The sequence below is a fragment of the Actinomycetota bacterium genome (assembly GCA_030684515.1).
Classification (GTDB): Bacteria; Actinomycetota; Actinomycetes; order S36-B12; family S36-B12; genus UBA11398.
In genome coordinates this window covers 305,274-323,621 of sequence record JAUXVJ010000009.1, presented here as the reverse complement: position 1 = coordinate 323,621, position 18,348 = coordinate 305,274, and the positions used below count along the sequence as shown (strand labels likewise).

Sequence of the window (18,348 nt, the reverse complement as noted above, 5' to 3'; positions counted from 1 at the left end):
CCCGCTGGCTGCCTAGACCGCTACTTTTTTCGCAACGGTCTTCTTGGCAGCAGCCTTCTTGGATGCTGCCTTCTTCACCGTGCGCGTAGTGAGGTTACGATCAACGGCCTTGCGCGCAGTTGCCTTCTTTGCCACTGACTTTTTCGCCGATGCCTTCTTCGCAGCCTTTTTGACTGTGCGCTTGGCTGGCTTGCCCTCGAGTGCTTCCTTGGCCCGGCGCTCAGAGAGCAGATCTGATGCCCGCTCGGCCGTGACGGTCATCGGATCATCAGCCGTGCGAAGCGAGGCATTGGTTTCACCGTCCGTGACGTACGGACCAAAGCGGCCGTCGCGCACCACAATGTTCAGATTTGTCGTGGGATCCGCGCCGATGACGCGCAAGGGTTCGGCCGCCTGACCGCGTCCGCGGCGTTGCTTGGGCTGGGCGTAGAGCGCGAGTGCTTGATCAAGGGTGACCGTGAAGATCTCGTCCTCTCCACCAATCGATCGCGAGTCATTACCACGCAGCAGGTAGGGGCCGTAGCGGCCGTTCTGCACAGTGATGTCTTCCTTGGATTCAGGATCCACCCCGACTACGCGCGGAAGACTCAGCAGACGCAGAGCGTCATCAAGGGTGACCTCATTGAGATTCATGTCCTTGAACAGCGAGGCAGTGCGGGGCTTAGCCGACTTCGGTGATCCCTCTGGCAGCACCTCGGTGACGTATGGCCCGTAGCGCCCCGACTTTGCCATCACGTTGAGACCGGTCTGCGGATCCACACCAAGCTCACGATCGCCCGTGGGCTCAGACAGCAACTGCTCAGCTTTCTCAGCAGTGAGTTCATCTGGAGCAAGATCAACTGGGATGTTGGCTCGTTCTTCACCGCGCTCGACGTACGCGCCATAACGACCAACGCGGATCATGGCATCGGTGCCCGGGATCGGCATCGTGGCAATCCCGCGGGCATCAATAGCGCCGAGATCCTCGGTGAGTGGCTTGATTCCCGGGAACGGGCCGGCCAGCGAATCGCCACCCAGCCAGAATGCCTGCAACTGCTCTACTCGATTGGCTTCCCCGCGGGCGATGAGGTCGAGCAGGTTCTCCATGTTTGCCGTGAAGTCGTAGTCGATGAGCTCGGCAAAGTGCTCTTCGAGTAAACGCACAACAGAGAATGCGATGAAGCTCGGTACAAGTGCCGAGCCCTTCTTCCAGACATATCCGCGATCAAGGATCGTGGTCATGATCGATGCATAGGTAGAAGGGCGACCGATGCCGAGCTCTTCCAGGCGCTGCACAAGCTTGGCTTCAGTGAATCGCGCCGGCGGGCTGGTGGTGTGACCGATGGCGTTGAGTTCACGAGCATCGACAACCTGACCCTCAGTCAGCGCTGGCAATTCGTGCTCATTCTCGCTGCCTTCTTCAGGCACATCTTTCAGTGCTGCGTAGAAACCAGGGAACACCACGACGGTTCCAGAAGCGGTGAACTCAGCAACAGTGCCATCAACTGACGTGCCAACGATCTTTGCCGTGGTTGTCGCGACGCGGGCGTTGACCATCTGCGAGGCGACTGTGCGCTTCCAGATCAGGTCGTACAGCGCAAACTCATCGGTGTTGAGTTCACGGCGCAATTGATCAGGGGTCTGGAATGCGTCGCCCGCCGGACGAATGGCCTCGTGCGCCTCTTGAGCATTCTTGGACTTGTTGGGAAATGTCCGAGGCGTGGCTTCGACGTATTGCGGACCGTACAACTCAGTGACCTGCACGCGAGCAGCATTGAGTGCCTGGCTCGAAAGACTGACCGAGTCAGTACGCATGTAGGTGATGTAGCCGTTCTCGTACAGGCTCTGCGCAATGCGCATTGTGCGCTGCCCGCCCCAACGAAGTCGGTTGGACGCTTCTTGCTGCATCGTGGAAGTGGTGAACGGAGCCGAGGGCTTGCGCTGTGAAGGCTTCTGCTCAACTGAACGCACAGTGAAGACGGCACCAGTCAGGCCCGCTGCCAGCGCAGTAGCACGTGCTTCATCCAGAAGCGTGACCTTGTCCTGTGCCTTGAGCGCACCCAATTGATCGAAGTCCTTGCCGATCGCCACGCGAGTGCCATCAAGGGTGGTGAGGCGCGCCTTGAAGTCCTCAGGGGAGAAGACTGCATCGATGTCCCAGTAACCAGCCGAATTGAATGCGATGCGCTCACGTTCACGGTCGACCACCAGGCGCACTGCAACTGACTGCACTCGGCCAGCGGACTTTGCATCCCGGCCGATCTTCTTCCAGAGCACTTCGGAGACGGGGTAGCCGTAAAGACGATCAACAATGCGGCGCGTTTCCTGAGCATCGACCAGTTGCATGTCGAGCTCGCGAGGATTGGCCACGGCTTCACGGATCGCCTCAGGCGTGATCTCGTTGAAGACCATGCGGTGCACAGGAACCTTTGGCTTGAGTACCTCAAGCAAGTGCCAACTGATGGCTTCTCCCTCGCGGTCCTCATCAGTTGCGAGCAGTAGTTCTTTGGCATCTTTCAGTGCGGCCTTGAGGTCGCGAATGGTCTGGGCCTTTGACGGGTGGACGATGTAATAGGGGCGATAGCCGTCATCAACATTTACGGCGAGCTTGGACCAGGAGTGCTTGCGATCGCCCTCCGGAAGGTCCGAGGCCTTCGAAGCCAAATCGCGGATGTGCCCGACAGAGGCCATGACGATGTAGTCCTCGCCAAGATATCCAGCGATCTTCTTGGCTTTCGCTGGTGATTCAACGATCACCAGCGTCTTGTCCTTGGCCACCCGGGTCCTTTCAGTCGGAGCGGAGTCTGACGTTAAGCCACACCCCTATGTCAAATCTCAGGTACCCCCATGAGGGCTTGCTCTGACTTAACCAACAACCTAGTCTGTTTATATGACGATGACCGTTGGCGTGTTCGAGGCCAAGACCAAGCTCTCAGAGTTGTTGGACAAGGTTGCCGCTGGCGAGGAGGTCATCATCACCAAGCGAGGGGTGCCGGTTGCCTACCTATCGGGCATAGAGGATCGACGGGCGCGCACTCGCGCTGCCGTGGCCGCACTGCGAGAGTTGAGCAAGCAGGTAAAGCCCGGGCCCGAATCGGTTATGGATCTCATCGAAGAGGGTCGGAGCCAGCGGCGGTGGTGATTGACGCCTCCGTTGCCCTTGCCAATGCACTGCCCGACGAACAGTCCGCATACGCCGAAAGTATCTTCGACCGACTGAGCGATGAGCCCGCGCTTGTGCCAACCTCGTGGATTTACGAAATCATCTCTGCATTGCGTTTGGCTGAGGTGCGAAACCGCATTACTCCAGAGTTCTCCAATCAGGTAGTCGCACAACTCAAGGAGCTCCACATTGAGGTTGAACACCCTGATGGACTCCGCACCCTCGAAGTCGCTCGCCAGACTGGTCTCACTGTCCACGACGCGAGCTACGTGGCGCTGTGTCTGCAGCACCAATTGCCGCTTGCCAGTCTTGATCGCCGACTCTTGCAAGCCGCACGTGATCTGGGCATCGTCGTCCTGACGTGACCGAACAAAGAACGACCCCGCACTCAGGAAAGAGCGCGGGGTCGTCTTCTATGAATTACGCGTTGATGTGAGCTTCCACTTCAATATCGCCCACTGCAATCGGACGTCGCTTGCTGACGACGACCGCGATCACGACGATCAGTGCTGCACCGAGCGAGATCGCCCAACGCAGACCGGAGTTCGCCGAATCGCCAATGCTCAGGGCCACGACGCCCGGGGCAATCAGCAGCGCGACGAGGTTCATGACCTTGATCAACGGGTTGATGGCAGGACCGGCGGTGTCCTTGAACGGATCACCAACGGTGTCGCCGATGACGGTTGCGGCGTGGGCATCAGAGCCCTTGCCACCGTGATTGCCGTCTTCAACGAACTTCTTCGCGTTGTCCCAGGCGCCACCGGAGTTCGACAGGAACACGGCCATGAGCACGCCTGTGGCAATAGTTCCGGCGAGGTAGGCGCCCAGTGGGCCGATGCCAAGGCCGAAGCCGACGGCGATCGGGGTGAGTACCGCGAGGATTCCCGGGGTGATGAGTTCACGCAACGAGTCGCGGGTGACGATGTCGACCACCTTGGCGTACTCGGGCTTCTCGGTGCCTTCCATGATTCCCGGATGATCGCGGAACTGGCGACGCACTTCGAAGATCACTGCACCGGCAGCGCGGGACACCGCATTGATGGCCAGACCCGAGAACAAGAACACCACAGCAGCACCGATGATCAGGCCCACAAGGTTTGCCGGGCTTGCGACATCCAGGATGCCCAAGTACTCCAGATTGGAGAACACATCGGTAATGCTCGCGCCTGACGTTGCCGTGGCTGACTGCACTGCATCTCGGAATGCGCCGAACAGTGCCGTTGCCGCTAGTACTGCGGTGGCAATGGCGATGCCCTTGGTGATGGCCTTTGTCGAGTTGCCGACAGCATCCAAGCGAGTGAGCACTGCTGCACCCTCTCCGTGGACGTCGCCGGACATCTCCGCGATGCCCTGCGCGTTGTCGGAGACTGGACCGAAAGTGTCCATCGAGACGATGACGCCCACCGTGGTGAGGAGGCCGGTACCAGCAAGGGCAATCGCGAACAGCGAAAGGATCACCACGCCACCGCCGATGAGGTAGGCCGCGTAGACCGCTGCGCCAATGATCAATGCTGAGTACACGGCTGACTCAAGTCCAAGCGAGATGCCGGACAGAATGACCGTTGCCGGACCGGTCAGCGAGGTCTTGGCGACATCGTCAACAGGGCGGCGGTTGGTCTCAGTGAAGTAGGCAGTCAGCTGCTGAATCACAGCTGCCAGCACGATGCCGATGAGCACCGCGAGGATGACGTACCAACGAGGACCAATGCTGTCCAAGCCATTTGCGCTGGTGATGGCATCCAAGGCGAGGCCGGTAGGTGCGTAGGTCGTGAGGATCTCGGTCCACGTGGCAGGGATCCAGACAAAGGCAGCGCCTATAACCAGCAGCAGCGACAGCGCCGCCGAGATGAAGAAGCCTCGGTTGATTGCGGACATCCCCGAACGATCGCCCTTGCGTGGGGCAACTGCGAAGATGCCGACCACGGCAGTCACCACGCCAATGGCGGGCACGACCAGTGGGAACACCAGACCAAGCGAGCCGAAGGCTGCCTGACCCAGAATCAGTGCGGCGACCAAGGTCACTGCATAGGACTCGAAGAGGTCTGCTGCCATACCGGCGCAGTCACCAACGTTGTCTCCAACGTTGTCAGCGATCGTTGCGGCATTGCGTGGGTCGTCTTCAGGGATGCCCTGCTCAACCTTGCCGACCAGATCAGCACCGACGTCAGCTGCCTTGGTGAAGATTCCTCCACCGACACGCATGAACATGGCAAGCAGCGCAGCGCCGAAGCCGAAGCCCTCAAGAACTTTGGGAGCCTCACTCTTATATACGAGCACCACTAGTGCAGCGCCGAAGAGACCAAGCCCAACGGTGAACATGCCTGCGACGCCACCGGTGCGGAAGGCAATGCGCATGGCCTTCTGCTCGCCACCCTCAGCAAGGTTGGCAGCAGCTGCCACGCGAACGTTTCCGCGCACTGCTAGCCACATACCCATGTAACCGGTCGTCGCTGAGAACACAGCACCAACCAGGAAGAAGATGCTTCGGCCGATGCGCTCGCTCGTGGACTGTGCGGGCAGCGCAAGGAGCAAGATCGGGACAATCACAACGAAGACAGCGAGGGTCTTGAACTGTCGGTTCAGGAAAGCTGAAGCGCCCTCTTGAATCGCGCCAGCGATCTCCTGCATCTTCGGGGTGCCTGCATCTGCTGCGAGGACTTCGCGTACCAACACGGCCGCCACAACCAGGGCAGCCAATGCGATGACGGCAACGACGACGACGGTCGTCAGATTGCCTCCGCTGAGCTCAATCATGGGTCTCCTGACTAAACGTGCATGAACGTTCTGGGAATCGCGCGGAGTCTATTCAGCCAGAGCCTGAAATCCGCCGGAATTGGGAAATTGTCCGTTTCGTTCGCACTACGTGTTGCGGAGCGCTTCTTCCACTGTCGAGTAAATCGCCACATGCTCATCGAGTCCAGTGATGGCAAGGACTTTGTGCACTCGAGAACCAACAGCCGCCATTGCGACCCGCCCGCCCTCTTCACGCGCTCGGAGGGCTGCCTTGACCAGGACGCCAAGACCTGTCGAGTCCATGAACGGCACATCACCAGCATCAATCACCAGGCTCTGCGGCGGGATCCACACGTCAGCGATCGCTGATTCAAGCGCCGGTGCCGTGGCCAGATCGACATCGCCATGGACAGTCAGGATGGCCGCGTTCTGACGCATCTCGGCGGAGACCGCGAAGCTCATGGCGAAAGGGTGGCACACCATCGCGCTACGGTGAACAAAATGAGTGGAAGTGTCGACGACGTACTGACGCGGCTTGCGCAAGGCCGCGAGGAACGACTGCGCCATGTTGAGGTGCGTCCAGCGCGCTCTGCCGTGCACGCTCCATGGCCAGATTGGGTCTCCCCGGAGATCAGAGAGAGCTTCCCCGGGATCAACCAACCATGGCTTCATCAGGTCCAGGCAGCTGAGATAGCCCACAGCGGACAACACGTCGTGCTCGCTACCGGCACAGCTTCGGGCAAGTCTCTGGCCTACTCAATGCCGATTCTCACCAGCATCCAGGCCGGGCTGACCGCGGCAAACGGTCGCGGAGCAACCGCCCTCTATATAGCGCCAACAAAGGCACTCGCGCACGATCAGCTGCGCACCTTTGCTGAGCGAGAGCTCCCTTGGCTGCGCGCAGCAACCGTCGATGGCGATAACTCACGGGAAGAGCGGACCTGGGCGCAGAATCACGCAAATCTGATCCTCACGAATCCCGACCTTCTGCACCATTCCATGCTGGGCAACCACGAGCGGTGGGCGCCATTTCTGAAGAAACTCCAATACATCGTCATCGACGAGGCCCATGTGTATCGGGGAGTCTTCGGCGCGCACGTTTCCGCGGTGATCCGACGACTTCGCCGCATCTGCGTCCACCTTGGCAGCGATCCCATCGTCATTGCTGCCTCGGCGACAGTGGCTGATCCGGCAATTGCTTTGGAGCGACTCATTGGCGACTCTGTGCGCGAGATCACCGAAGATGCAGCACCAACGCCAGAGCGAACGATTGCCCTGTGGCAGCCGCTGGACTTAAATGGACCCGAGACCACTCATCGCACTGCTACCACTGAGGCTGCGCATCTGCTTGCTGATCTCGTTGCCGACGGGCGTCAGACCTTGGCCTTTGTGCGCAGCCGTCGGGCAGCTGAAGGCGTGGCCGCACTCACCCGCGATCTGCTGCGTGACATTGATCCCGAACTTGTCCAGACCGTGGCTTCATACAGAGGTGGCTACCTGCCCGAAGAACGCCGAGCGCTTGAGTCCTCCTTGCGCGAGGGTCACATCCGGGCCTTGGCCACCACCAATGCCCTTGAGCTTGGCATCGATATCAGCGGTCTGGATGCAGTGGTCATCGCAGGCTGGCCTGGCACCCGCGCATCGCTCTGGCAGCAGTTCGGCAGAGCTGGGCGCGGAGACGCCCCTGCCCTGGCCATCTTCATCGCGCGCGAAGACCCACTTGATGCATTCGTTGTAGAGCACCCTTCATCAATTCTGGACGCACCCGTTGAGGCCTCAGTTTTCGATCCGACCAACCCGGTGATCCTTGGACCCCACCTGTGCGCTGCGGCATCTGAGTTGCCGCTCACTGATGCCGATGCTGAGCGCTGGTTTGGTACAAACGCTTTGCCGCTGCTCGCGGACCTGGCCGAACAAGGATTTCTGCGCAAACGAGCCAGCGGCTGGTTCTGGACCCGCCGCGAAAGAGCAAGCGACCTTGCAGATCTACGCAGCACCGGTGGGGCTCCAATCCGCATCGTCGAGCAGGAGACCGGTCGTTTGCTTGGCACCATCGATCAGGCCTCCTCGCACAGCACAGTGCATCCGGGCGCGGTGTACGCGCATCAAGGTGTGATTTCACTCGTCACTGACTTGGATCTCGATGAATCTGTCGCGACGGTGATTGAGGAGGTGGTCGACTACACCACCATTGCGCATGAGGTGAGCGAGATTCGCATCATGCGCACGTCGCAGTCGAAGACCTGGGGTGCAGCAACGGTCAATGTTGGGCAGGTGCAGGTGACCAGTCAGGTGCTCAGCTTTCAAAAACGGCGGGTCCTCACTGGCGAGAATCTCGGCGAGCAAGGTCTGGATCTGCCTGAACGCGAGCTCATCACCACCGCCGTGTGGTGGACGATCACCGACGATCAATGTGCCGCGGCATCTGTTGAACTGACTGAAGTTCCCGGCGCGGTGCACGCAGCCGAACACGCCTCGATCGCCCTGCTTCCACTCTTTGCAACCTGCGATCGCTGGGACATCGGAGGCGTGTCAACTGCACTGCACATCGACACGGGTCAGACGACGGTCTTCGTCTACGACGGGTACCCCGGCGGAGCCGGTTTTGCGCAGCACGGCTTTGACATCGCGCGCACTTGGCTGACCGCAACTCGAGATTTGATCCGTGAGTGTCGATGCCGCGACGGCTGCCCCTCATGTGTGCAATCACCAAAATGCGGCAATGGCAACCATCCCCTGGACAAACTCGCAGCAATACGCATCCTGACTGAGATCCTGCGTGGGGCCGACAACGCAAGCTGAGCTCCAGACGCCCGGGTGATCAACACATCACTCGAAGCCAGCTCTTGCGGAAGCCTGAATCGGGGCAGATTGCACGTGCGCGAAATCGAGCAGTGCCGCCACAAGATTCGGCAGATCCGACTCAACGCGCACGACGAAGTCATCGTCCTGCGTTGTGCATTCAACAAGCCGTACCCGATTGGCCTCAGCGACAGCATCGGCATGCGTGCACGCATCACTGGCCGCCTGGGCCGCTGCGATCGCAGCCAGATCTGCGGCGCCTTGCACTGCATGAGTCTTGATGACGGCCTGCACTTGCACCAATACCAGAAGCCCGGCGGCGGCAATCGCGAACATGAAACCGAGACTGAGGACGGATCCGTTTCCGCGATCACGCGGAGTCATGCAGACTCTTGTGGCGCGGCAGCCGACCGCTCAATGGTGAAACTGAATCGATCGAACAAGGGAATGGGCAGGTCGATCTCCTGGCTTAGCGACACCTCGACGAGGCCGGAGTCTGCCGATATTTCAAGTTCCGCATTCGGTGCCATTTGACTTGCCGTCGCCATTGCTTCGACTTCTGGAACCCCGCGCGCGAGAGCGCGCGCAAGGTCATGTGCGGTATCGCCCAGTCGGATGGCCGTGCTGCCAACCGCCACAGCCGTGAGTAGGACAGAGGTGACCGAAAGCAGTACCGGCACCATCAAGGCAGTCTCCAGAATCGCACTTCCGCGTTCGCGTCCTGCGCATCGGTCACATTGGGTCGAGTCGGCACCTGACCGACTCGACCCCGGCAATGTGCACACCTAGAAGAAGACCGAAAGCGCGCTGCTCACGACCTTCCAGATCAAGTTGCGCACCTCTTGGCTGGTGAGCACTTTGATGAGTATCCCGCCGAACCCAGCAGCAGCGACCGTTCCGACGGCGTATTCAGCAGTCGTCAGGCCTCGCTCGTCACTGCGGATGCGTTGCATCAGTTGGTTCATGTGTGTCCTCCCCCGACGCCAGGCCCAATGCCTGGCAAGGACAACGGTGGGACTTCGCAGCGCTCGGCGATACTGGGACAAGAGTCGCTGTGGACGCCGCCAAGGAAGTGCAAGGTTTTGGGGAAGGACTACTCGGCGAACACCTCGATAGCAATCGACGCAACAACCGGCACGATCCCCAGCAAGATGAATGCCGGCAGGAAGCAGGCAGCAAGCGGTGCCACTGCGCGCACTCCCGCTGAGCGTGCAGCAATCTCAACAGCTGACTTTCGTCTACGCCGTTCATCTCGCGCCAAGGCCGTCAATACGTCTGCAATCGGGGCACCTGACACCGCCGACCGCTCAAAGCTCGCCTGCAGGCGAATGAACTCAGGCACAACTACAGCTTCGCGCCAAGCAGTCGCCGGTGAGGCGCCGAGGTTGAGTGCAGCCACCACACGCAAGAGCTCTTCTGATGCCGGAGGCTCACTGGCCTTGGCTACGGCAGCCAATGCGGCCTGCACAGGGGCGCCTGAAGCCAGAGTCGCTGCCAGGAGATCACAGACCTCCGGAAGTTGCCGCTCAAGGCGCATACGCCGATGGCGAGTCGTGCGCGACTCAAGACGATTCATGAACCTGCGAGTGACGACTACGGCAACGAGCCCGATTACTGCTCCCCAGAATGAGGCAAGCAGCACAGCAATCCCAATGCCAAGACAGATAGCCGCCAGATCAGCAGAGGGCAGACTTCGCGCCACCGAACTGCGGCCAGGCACAGCGAACGCGCGCAATCGCTGATGGCTTGATCGAGGAGTCAGGAGCCAACATGCTGTGGCCACCAGGCCAGCGGCGATCAGGATCACAATTGACTTTCTACTTTGCCGACCAGTTGCCTGGACCAGAGCCAACCGGCCGCTGTGAGCAGGAGCCCGCCAGTTGCACAGACCAGACCAAAGGCAGTGCCAAGCAGCCAGCCAAGGGGATCGGCGCCAAGGCTGAAGCCAAGCAGGATGCCAATTGCAGGCAGCAGCATCAGCACGCGTGTTGTCGCGCGCGGACCCGCGAGTTCGGCGTTCAGCGTGGCTGCCAATTCTTCACGTGTGCGAGCTGACTCGGCCAGCATCGCAACTGACTGACCCAGCCCGCTGCCTGTGTGGGAGGCCACCTCCCAACAGGCAGCGAGGTGAAGAAGTACGGGCACCTGGCGCCCGTCCATTCGCAAGCCCTGTGCAACGTCGCCGCCAATGCGCAATGCCGCAATTGCGGATGGCCATACCGGCGGTAGTCCGGCAGCGCGAAGCAGAGCAACACCCGGCGCTTGGCCCGATTGGAGTTCGGCTTCCAGACTGGAAAGCGCATCAATCGATTGTGCGGACTGCTGCTTGCCACGGGCCGATCGAGATCGCATCGCTGCCACGAGGGATCCGGTCGACGTTGCGTCGCTCTTCAAGCGGAGACGATGGAGCCGATTGACAGCCTCGCTCGGCCAGGCAAGCAGCATGGCGATGACCACCAGTGCCGCAATTGTCAGCGCGAACATGCCGCTGAGCCTTGCTGAGCGGGGGCTCTTGATCCGAGTAGTTCAACAAGAGTGTCAAAGGCTTCGCCCGGTTCAAGATGCGATCCACTGCGATGCAGCGCGCAGTGAGCGCGCACGCGATAGTGCTCGTCGACCTCAAACACGTGGATACCTTGCACGCGACGAAATCCATCTCGGTCACGTTCGAGATGAATGACTGCTGCGAGTCCGGCAGCCAGCAGCCCGTGAATAGCCTCGCGACTCAATCCCGCTTGCAAACCCAGGGCCTCAATTCGAGCGGGAACATCTGCCGCGGAATTGGCATGGATTGTGCCGCAGCCACCCTCATGGCCTGTGTTGAGCGCAGACAGCAAGTCGATGACTTCAGCCCCGCGCACTTCACCGATGACGATGCGATCTGGTCGCATGCGCAGGGTTTGCCGCACCAGGCTTTGCATGGTGATCGCCCCCGCGCCTTCAAGGTTGGCTGGACGCGCTTGCAGTCGCACAATGTGTGGATGATCGGGACGTAACTCGGCAGAGTCCTCCACAATGACCACTCGCTCTACAGGACTCACGAGCCCTAAGAGCGCCCCGAGAATCGTGGTCTTCCCCGAACCCGTGCCGCCACTGATGAGGAAGGCGATTCGCGCTTCGACGATCGCGCGCAGCCACGCAGCACCTTGTTCATCAACACTGCCAGCAGCAATGAGATCCTCCAAAGCAAACGCATGCGCTCGCGGAATGCGCAGGGAGATGAGCGTGCCGTCCAAGGCAATAGTTGCGAGCACGGCGTGCAATCGAATGCCCGAATCAAGGCGCGCGTCGACGAACGGACTTGCCTCATCAAGTCGTCTTCCGACAGTGCCAGCCAATCGCTGCGCCAATGCCCGCACCTCGACCTCATCAGCGAAATTCACCGCAGCTCGCTCCATGCCCGAACCCCGGTCAATCCAGACGTCGTGCGCACTGTTGACCAACACATCAGTCACTCCGGGCTGACGAACAAGGGCATCGAGGGGGCCAAGACCCAAGTACTCCCGTCGCAGTTCTGCCACGAGCGACATGAGCGCGCCTTCACCGAGCACGATGCCTTCGTCGAGCAACGCTGCAGCCACTTCAGCCGGCGAAGTCTGCGCCTGGTTCAGGACCAAGCGGGAGCGCACGCGATCGGCAAGCCTCACTTCGGCGACAGTTCAATCGCGAGCTGCGCGCACGCTTTCGCAAAGGCGCCACCACTGACTTCGCCCAACTCACCTGCTGCCATGACGGCGACGTCGTTCGGCACGATGCCCAATGGCGTGCGCCCGAGCGCGCGAGCAAGATCACTGGGCGAGAGTCCTCGCTCGCTGTGTCGCGCGATGACCTCGACTCGTTGCCAGCACTGATCCCAACGCTCCAAACTGACCGCCGCCGCCGCAATCGGGCGGATGCGAGTCGGCACAACGCACCACAGTTCAGTCGCAACATCGGGCGGCCACCACTGATCGGCAACAAGTGCCTGACCGCGTTGCAGGTCGACAATGACGAGATCGAAGTTGCGTTCACCGAAATTCAGCAGCGAGGCCCACGCTTGTGGAGTCGGTTCGGCGATGGAATTGCGCGAACTTGAAAGCAGGGAGATTCCGCACGTGCTTGGCAATGTCGGAAGCAAACTGGCAGTGCTCAATCGGCCGGTGAGATCGGATAGTTCGGGCCAACGAGTGCCTGCCAGACCTTCGCCGCCAAGCAGGAGATCAATCCCGCCACCAGAGAAATCCCCGTCGACAAGGAGCACCGTGCTGCCTGCCTTTTGCACAGCTGACGCCAGGCCGACGGCAAGACTCGAGGCTCCAGCGCCTCCACACACTCCACTGATCGCCAGCACTCGACCAGTGCCTTCATTTGGCTGCTCTGGCCCAGTCAGCAGCTCTGCCAACCATGAGTCGGCTTCTGGCAGCTGGACGACGTGCTCAGCGCCCAGGGCCAGTGCGGTTTGCCACACAACTGACGGGGTCTCCGAGCCCGTGAACGGCTGCCAGAGCAGAACGCTGACGTCACGACGCTTGGGCAGACCGGTCAACTGCTCGCAGAGATCATCACCGACGAGGATCAATAGGCGTGAGTTCCACTGCTCGCGAGCCTGCGCCACATTCTCGGCTACTTCAACGCCGATTCCACCGGCATCAGCGAGGCTGCGCACATGTTCGATGAGTGGGAGATTTGCGCTGACGAGCAGTGGCCTGATGTCCATAGTCCGACCTTCATCGGACCTCAATCACAGATCTTCACTCAGTGATTGCCCTGTGGACACCCTTGCGCAAATTGGTTCGTGTGGATGACTGAGTTACCGTGGAACCATGTCGACGGCAGCATTCTTCGACCTCGATAAGACCATTCTGGCCAAGTCGAGCGCATTTGCATTTGCCCGTCCCTTCTTTCGCGGCGGGCTGATCGGTCGTCGTGAAGTGCTGCGCAGCGCCTACGCTCAACTTGTCTTTGTCACCTCTGGGGCGGACAAGGATCTGATGGAGCAGATGCGCTCCTATGTCTCAAACCTGGTGATCGGCTGGGATGTGGAGACCGTGCGGTCCATCGTCGCGGAGACTCTGGACACCATCATCGATCCGATGGTCTATCAGGAGGCCGTCGATCTCATGGCCGAACATCGCGCAGCCGGACACGAAATCGTGATTCTCTCCGCTTCAGGCACTGACCTCGTTGAGCCCATCGGAGCACGACTCGGCGTTGATGTCGCGATCGGCACTCAGGCTGCAATCGAGCATGGTCGGTACACCGGCGAAATCCTGTTCTACGCATATGGCGAGAACAAGGCAGAGGCGATGCGTGCTCTAGCCGAGCAGCGTGGCTATGACCTTGCGTCTTGCTACGCATACAGCGACTCGCAAACAGACTTGCCAATGCTGCAGGCAGTGGGCCATCCGGTTGCGGTGAACCCTGATGCGGCACTGCGTGAAACAGCACTCGACAACGAGTGGCCGATCATGGATTTCGCCCGGCCAGTGGGCCTGAAGTCGCACTCCAAGCAGATTGCGGCAACCAGTTCTGGGCTAGTGATTGGCGCAGTCGCCCTCGGTCTGGCCTGGTATGCGATCCGCCGCTACACCCGCGCGGCAAGCCACTCCTGAACCCGCGGGATAGTGTCACGTCCTGTGAGTCAGGTCTTCCAGCCAGCGTTCCTCGAGCAGCTCTTGGCTCGCGAGGATGTTGCTGCCGCATTGTTGGGTGCCCGTGAGGACATCGACGCGGTGCTGTGGCGTCGAGACGTCCGCGCGGCAGCCGCGGAAGTAGCGGCAACTTCCGCGCAGCGAGGAGCTCACGCTTCGGCTACCATCGACGGAGCCGATGTCGTGGTGGCTGAGGATTCGCCAATGGGGCGGGTGCTGGACAGCGCGCTGCGGGTGACCGCAGCAATCCCCGGACAAGTCGATGCTTGGGGCAAGGCTCCTCTGCAAGTCATTGCGCATCTCCATGCGATCACCTCAAGTGAGTTCGAACCGGCAGATTCACTTGGACGGCCTCGGTCAGGTGACGATGCGGATGATCCACTGCGAATTGGCGCCTTGCCGCCCACTATCGATTTGGCACCTCACTTGATGGCACTGGCAAGCCTTGTCACCCGAAGAACAGACCTGCCCGGGCTGCTCACGGCCGGGCTCGTGCACAACGAGATTCTGTGGCTGCGACCCTTTGCCTGGGGCTCTGGCCTGATCGGCAGAGCGCTGGTGCGCTGCGTACTGGCCGAGCGCGGACTTGATCCTTCGTTGTTCACCATCCCTGAGCATGGCTTCGTTGAATCAGGCCGGCCGGCGTATGTGCAGGCGATCAAGAACTACGGCTCTGGCTCGGTGGATGGCGTTGCCGAGTCGATCCTGTGGTTTGCCACCTCATGCGCGATGGGCGCTGCCGCAGTCACCGTCTAGGCCTAGACTCCCAACATTCGCCACAGCGTGCTTAGGTAGGCAGATGAGCGAAACAATTGCGAACCTGGGCAGCGAGGATCGCCTCTTCCCGCCGACACCTGCGTTTGCGGCGCAAGCCAATGCACAGCCCGGGATCTTCGAGAGTGCAGACGCTGACCGTTTGGGGTTCTGGGCTGAACAGGCACGGCACATCTCTTGGGAGCAGCCGTTCAACTCTGTGCTCGATTGGTCGAATGTGCCGTTTGCTCACTGGTTTGTCGACGGGAAGCTCAACGTGGCCTACAACTGCGTTGACCGCCATGTCGAGGATGGCTACGGCGACCAGGTCGCGCTGCGTTTTGAGGGCGAGCCCGGGGACCGTCGCGATCTGACCTATGCAGATTTGTTGGGTGAGGTCAGCAAGGCTGCGAATGCTTTGACTTCGCTGGGCATCAAAGCCGGTGACCGTGTCACGATCTACCTGCCGATGATTCCGGAGGCAGTCATCTCCATGCTCGCGTGCGCACGCATCGGTGCACCGCATTCCGTGGTCTTTGCTGGATTCTCAGCAACGGCACTGCGCAGTCGCATAGACGACGCACAGGCCTCGCTCGTCATCACGGCCGACGGGCAGTACAGACGCGGAGCAGCAATGCCGTTGAAGCCCGCCGTCGACGAGGCGCTTGCATCGCCGACGCCGGTCAACAAGGTCATCGTCGTGAAGCGCACCGGCGGCGAAGTTGACTGGGTCCAGGGTCGCGACTTGTGGTGGCACGACGTTGTGGAGGAGCAGTCAGAGCAGCACACACCAGTTGCCTTCGACAGTGAGCAGCCGCTGTTCATTCTCTACACCTCTGGCACCACGGGGAAGCCCAAGGGGATCCTGCACACCTCTGGTGGCTACCTGGTGCAAGCGGCATACACCCATCGTGTGGTCTTTGATCTCAAGCCCGACACTGACATCTACTGGTGCACAGCCGACATTGGCTGGGTCACCGGTCACTCATATGTCGTCTACGGGCCACTGGCCAATCGCGTCACTCAAGTCATCTACGAAGGCACGCCTGATACTCCCACTCGAGATCGCTGGTGGGACATCATCGAACGGCACAAGGTCTCCATCCTCTACACCGCGCCCACGGCAATCCGCACGTGCATGAAGTGGGGCGATGAACTTCCGCAAGGCCATGACCTGTCGTCACTGCGCGTACTCGGATCAGTCGGCGAACCCATTAATCCTGAGGCGTGGATGTGGTACCGCGAAGTCATTGGCAACAACAACTGCCCGATCGTTGACACCTGGTGGCAAACCGAAACCGGCGGCATCATGATCAGCCCGCTTCCGGGGATCACTGCAACAAAGCCCGGCTCGGCCATGGGCCCGATCCCTGGCATCAGCGCGGTCGTGGTTGATGATCACGGAGTCCCTGTTCCACCTGGCTCCGGCGGCTACCTTGTGCTGACAGAGCCGTGGCCAGCGATGCTGCGCGGCATCTGGGGTGACAACGATCGTTACGTCGAGACCTACTGGACGCGCTGGCCAAACGAGTACTTCGCAGGCGATGGAGCCAAGCTCGACTCAGACAAGGCCATCTGGATTCTTGGGCGCGTGGACGATGTCATGAACATCTCTGGCCATCGCATCTCCACAACGGAGGTCGAGTCAGCGCTGGTCTCCCATCCCAAGGTCGCCGAGGCAGCCGTAGTCGGAGCTGAAGACGAACGCACAGGACAAGGAATCGTGGCGTTCGTCATCCTGCGCGCCGGAGCTGAGGACGGGCCTGACTTGGCTCAAGAGCTGCGCAATCACGTCGCCCACGAGATCGGACCTATCGCTAAGCCGAGACAGATCCTGATCGTGGCTGAACTTCCAAAGACCCGCTCCGGAAAGATCATGCGTCGCCTGTTGCGCGACGTCGCAGAACATCGCGATCTCGGTGATGCGACGACTCTCGCGGACCCAACCGTCATGAATCTGATCTCAGCTGGACTTGCGCAGGGGAAGAGCCAGGATTGAACGCCCAACGGGAAGAATTTCTGGGCAAGCTTTCGTCCACTCAACGTGGTTGGGTTGTCGAACAGCTTCGCGACGAGACAGTCGGCGGAGTACTGCTGCTCATTGCAGCAGCAGTTGCGCTGATCTGGGCGAATTCGCCTTGGGGGGATGTCTACGCCGATCTCGTACAGTTCCAATTTGGTCCTGAGGCATTGCACCTGAATCTGTCTTTCAGCGCCTGGTCAGCTGACGGACTGCTTGCAGTGTTCTTTTTCGTCATTGGTCTGGAACTCAAGCACGAACTCGTACTCGGCTCTCTTTCAAATGTGCGCAAGGCTGCCGTGCCGATCGCCGCTGCGATCGGTGGCATGGCAGTCCCCGCATTGTTCTTCGTCGGCGTCAACCTTGCATCTCCTGATGGCATGCCCGGCGGTTGGGGCATACCGATGGCAACGGATATTGCCTTCGCGCTTGCCGTCCTTGCTGTCCTTGGACGAAAACTCCCGATCGCGCTTCGAGCATTTCTCCTGACACTCGCGGTAGTCGATGACCTTGGAGCCATCATGGTGATCGCGATCTTCTACACCGAGAGCATCAACGTCGGTTGGTTCGCACTCTCGGTCCTTTGCTGCGTGGGCTATGCCTGGGCACAACGTCAACGCATTCGATCCGCGTTTCTCTACGTGCCACTTGCTCTGCTGACCTGGGAGTTCATGCATATGAGCGGCGTCCACGCGACGGTGGCAGGTGTGACCCTAGGGCTCCTGACGCGAGTGCGAGCTGATCCAGGCGAGGCTGTGTCTCCGGCTGACCGCCTCGCGCACCGTCTGCATCCGCTGAGTGCGGGCATCTGCGTGCCGATATTCGCCTTCGTGGCTGCCGGCGTCGACCTTCGGTCGATAGGCGTGGTCACAGCGATCACGTCACCCATCGCTGTTGGCATCATGGCCGGCCTCGTGCTTGGAAAGCCGATCGGCATTCTGCTGACTTCATGGGGTGTCGCCCGCTTCACCAAGGCCTCACTTGCACCCTCACTTCGATGGCTCGACATTGTTGCCGTCGGCCTGCTGGGCGGTATCGGCTTCACCGTCGCGCTGCTGATCTCCGAACTCAGCTACACCGGCGACTCACTTGATTCGGCAAAGCTCGCGGTGCTCGCGGCATCACTGATCGCAGCGACCCTTGCCGGTATTGCTCTGCTCCTACGAGGCCGATCATCGGCGGGGCTGCAGGGCGAGGCGGGTGAGGACACTGGGGAGGATTCCCCGACACCGATGGTCCAGCCGGACCAGGACCGGTAACCTCAACTC

The 18,348-nt window shown here is 60.5% G+C and carries 17 protein-coding genes; 7 read left to right on the top strand and 10 right to left on the bottom strand.

Translation table 11 applies throughout. From position 1 onward, the window contains the following. Positions 1 to 12: 12 nt before the first annotated feature. Positions 13 to 2,757, bottom strand: coding sequence for a type I DNA topoisomerase (gene topA / locus Q8M73_03345; GenBank protein ID MDP2287582.1), 2,745 nt, complete (start codon positions 2,755 to 2,757; stop codon positions 13 to 15). A 112-nt stretch (positions 2,758 to 2,869) separates the two neighbouring features. Between topA and Q8M73_03340 the strand changes: the two genes are divergently transcribed. Both Q8M73_03340 and Q8M73_03335 read left to right on the top strand, forming a co-directional pair. After that, a complete protein-coding gene (locus Q8M73_03340; GenBank protein ID MDP2287581.1) occupies positions 2,870 to 3,121 on the top strand; it encodes a type II toxin-antitoxin system prevent-host-death family antitoxin in 252 nt (83 codons plus the stop codon). Then, the gene (locus Q8M73_03335; GenBank protein MDP2287580.1) at positions 3,115 to 3,507 is read left to right on the top strand and encodes a type II toxin-antitoxin system VapC family toxin; all 393 of its coding nucleotides are present in this window, start codon (positions 3,115 to 3,117) and stop codon (positions 3,505 to 3,507) included. Before Q8M73_03340 ends, Q8M73_03335 begins: the two co-directional genes overlap by 7 nt. A 55-nt stretch (positions 3,508 to 3,562) precedes the next feature. On the opposite strand, the gene Q8M73_03330 is transcribed toward Q8M73_03335, so the two are convergent. Both Q8M73_03330 and Q8M73_03325 read right to left on the bottom strand, forming a co-directional pair. Continuing rightward, the gene (locus Q8M73_03330) at positions 3,563 to 5,896 is read right to left on the bottom strand and encodes a sodium-translocating pyrophosphatase (GenBank protein MDP2287579.1); all 2,334 of its coding nucleotides are present in this window, start codon (positions 5,894 to 5,896) and stop codon (positions 3,563 to 3,565) included. Between the two features lie 105 nt (positions 5,897 to 6,001). Next, positions 6,002 to 6,337 (bottom strand): STAS domain-containing protein, encoded by a 336-nt coding sequence (locus tag Q8M73_03325; GenBank protein ID MDP2287578.1) that lies wholly within the window; start codon positions 6,335 to 6,337, stop codon positions 6,002 to 6,004. Positions 6,338 to 6,376: 39 nt separating this feature from the next. Here Q8M73_03325 and Q8M73_03320 point away from each other — a divergent pair, with 39 nt between their 5' ends. Continuing rightward, the gene (locus tag Q8M73_03320) at positions 6,377 to 8,677 is read left to right on the top strand and encodes a DEAD/DEAH box helicase (GenBank protein MDP2287577.1); all 2,301 of its coding nucleotides are present in this window, start codon (positions 6,377 to 6,379) and stop codon (positions 8,675 to 8,677) included. 27 nt (positions 8,678 to 8,704) lie between these two features. Here Q8M73_03320 and Q8M73_03315 read toward each other — a convergent pair whose 3' ends face one another. From Q8M73_03315 to Q8M73_03285, 7 genes are all read right to left on the bottom strand, one after another. Further along, a complete protein-coding gene (locus tag Q8M73_03315) occupies positions 8,705 to 9,061 on the bottom strand; it encodes a flp pilus-assembly TadE/G-like family protein (GenBank protein MDP2287576.1) in 357 nt (118 codons plus the stop codon). Beyond that, entirely contained in the window at positions 9,058 to 9,360 is a 303-nt protein-coding gene (locus Q8M73_03310; GenBank protein ID MDP2287575.1) for a TadE family type IV pilus minor pilin, read from the bottom strand. Before Q8M73_03310 ends, Q8M73_03315 begins: the two co-directional genes overlap by 4 nt. 102 nt (positions 9,361 to 9,462) lie before the next feature. Then, the gene (locus Q8M73_03305; GenBank protein MDP2287574.1) at positions 9,463 to 9,642 is read right to left on the bottom strand and encodes a DUF4244 domain-containing protein; all 180 of its coding nucleotides are present in this window, start codon (positions 9,640 to 9,642) and stop codon (positions 9,463 to 9,465) included. 128 nt (positions 9,643 to 9,770) lie between these two features. Further along, the gene (locus Q8M73_03300) at positions 9,771 to 10,484 is read right to left on the bottom strand and encodes a type II secretion system F family protein (GenBank protein ID MDP2287573.1); all 714 of its coding nucleotides are present in this window, start codon (positions 10,482 to 10,484) and stop codon (positions 9,771 to 9,773) included. Beyond that, on the bottom strand, positions 10,481 to 11,161 hold the full coding sequence (locus tag Q8M73_03295) for a hypothetical protein (protein MDP2287572.1): 681 nt from the start codon (positions 11,159 to 11,161) through the stop codon (positions 10,481 to 10,483). Before Q8M73_03295 ends, Q8M73_03300 begins: the two co-directional genes overlap by 4 nt. Next, on the bottom strand, positions 11,149 to 12,324 hold the full coding sequence (locus tag Q8M73_03290; protein ID MDP2287571.1) for a TadA family conjugal transfer-associated ATPase: 1,176 nt from the start codon (positions 12,322 to 12,324) through the stop codon (positions 11,149 to 11,151). The genes Q8M73_03295 and Q8M73_03290 overlap by 13 nt, the downstream gene beginning before the upstream one ends. After that, positions 12,321 to 13,373, bottom strand: a complete 1,053-nt coding sequence (locus tag Q8M73_03285) for a cellulose synthase operon protein YhjQ/BcsQ (GenBank protein MDP2287570.1) — start codon at positions 13,371 to 13,373, stop codon at positions 12,321 to 12,323. Before Q8M73_03285 ends, Q8M73_03290 begins: the two co-directional genes overlap by 4 nt. 106 nt (positions 13,374 to 13,479) lie before the next feature. Here Q8M73_03285 and Q8M73_03280 point away from each other — a divergent pair, with 106 nt between their 5' ends. The 4 genes from Q8M73_03280 to nhaA are packed head-to-tail and all read left to right on the top strand — an operon-like array spanning position 13,480 to position 18,339. Continuing rightward, complete coding sequence (locus tag Q8M73_03280) at positions 13,480 to 14,268, top strand: HAD-IB family hydrolase (protein MDP2287569.1); 789 nt, start codon at positions 13,480 to 13,482, stop codon at positions 14,266 to 14,268. A 24-nt stretch (positions 14,269 to 14,292) separates the two neighbouring features. After that, a complete protein-coding gene (locus Q8M73_03275) occupies positions 14,293 to 15,063 on the top strand; it encodes an oxidoreductase (protein MDP2287568.1) in 771 nt (256 codons plus the stop codon). 43 nt (positions 15,064 to 15,106) lie between these two features. After that, positions 15,107 to 17,059, top strand: a complete 1,953-nt coding sequence (gene acs, locus Q8M73_03270) for an acetate--CoA ligase (GenBank protein MDP2287567.1) — start codon at positions 15,107 to 15,109, stop codon at positions 17,057 to 17,059. Beyond that, positions 17,056 to 18,339 carry a Na+/H+ antiporter NhaA gene (nhaA, locus tag Q8M73_03265; GenBank protein ID MDP2287566.1) on the top strand — a complete coding sequence of 428 codons (1,284 nt, stop codon included), beginning with the start codon at positions 17,056 to 17,058 and terminating at the stop codon, positions 18,337 to 18,339. Before acs ends, nhaA begins: the two co-directional genes overlap by 4 nt. Positions 18,340 to 18,348 lie beyond the last annotated feature (9 nt).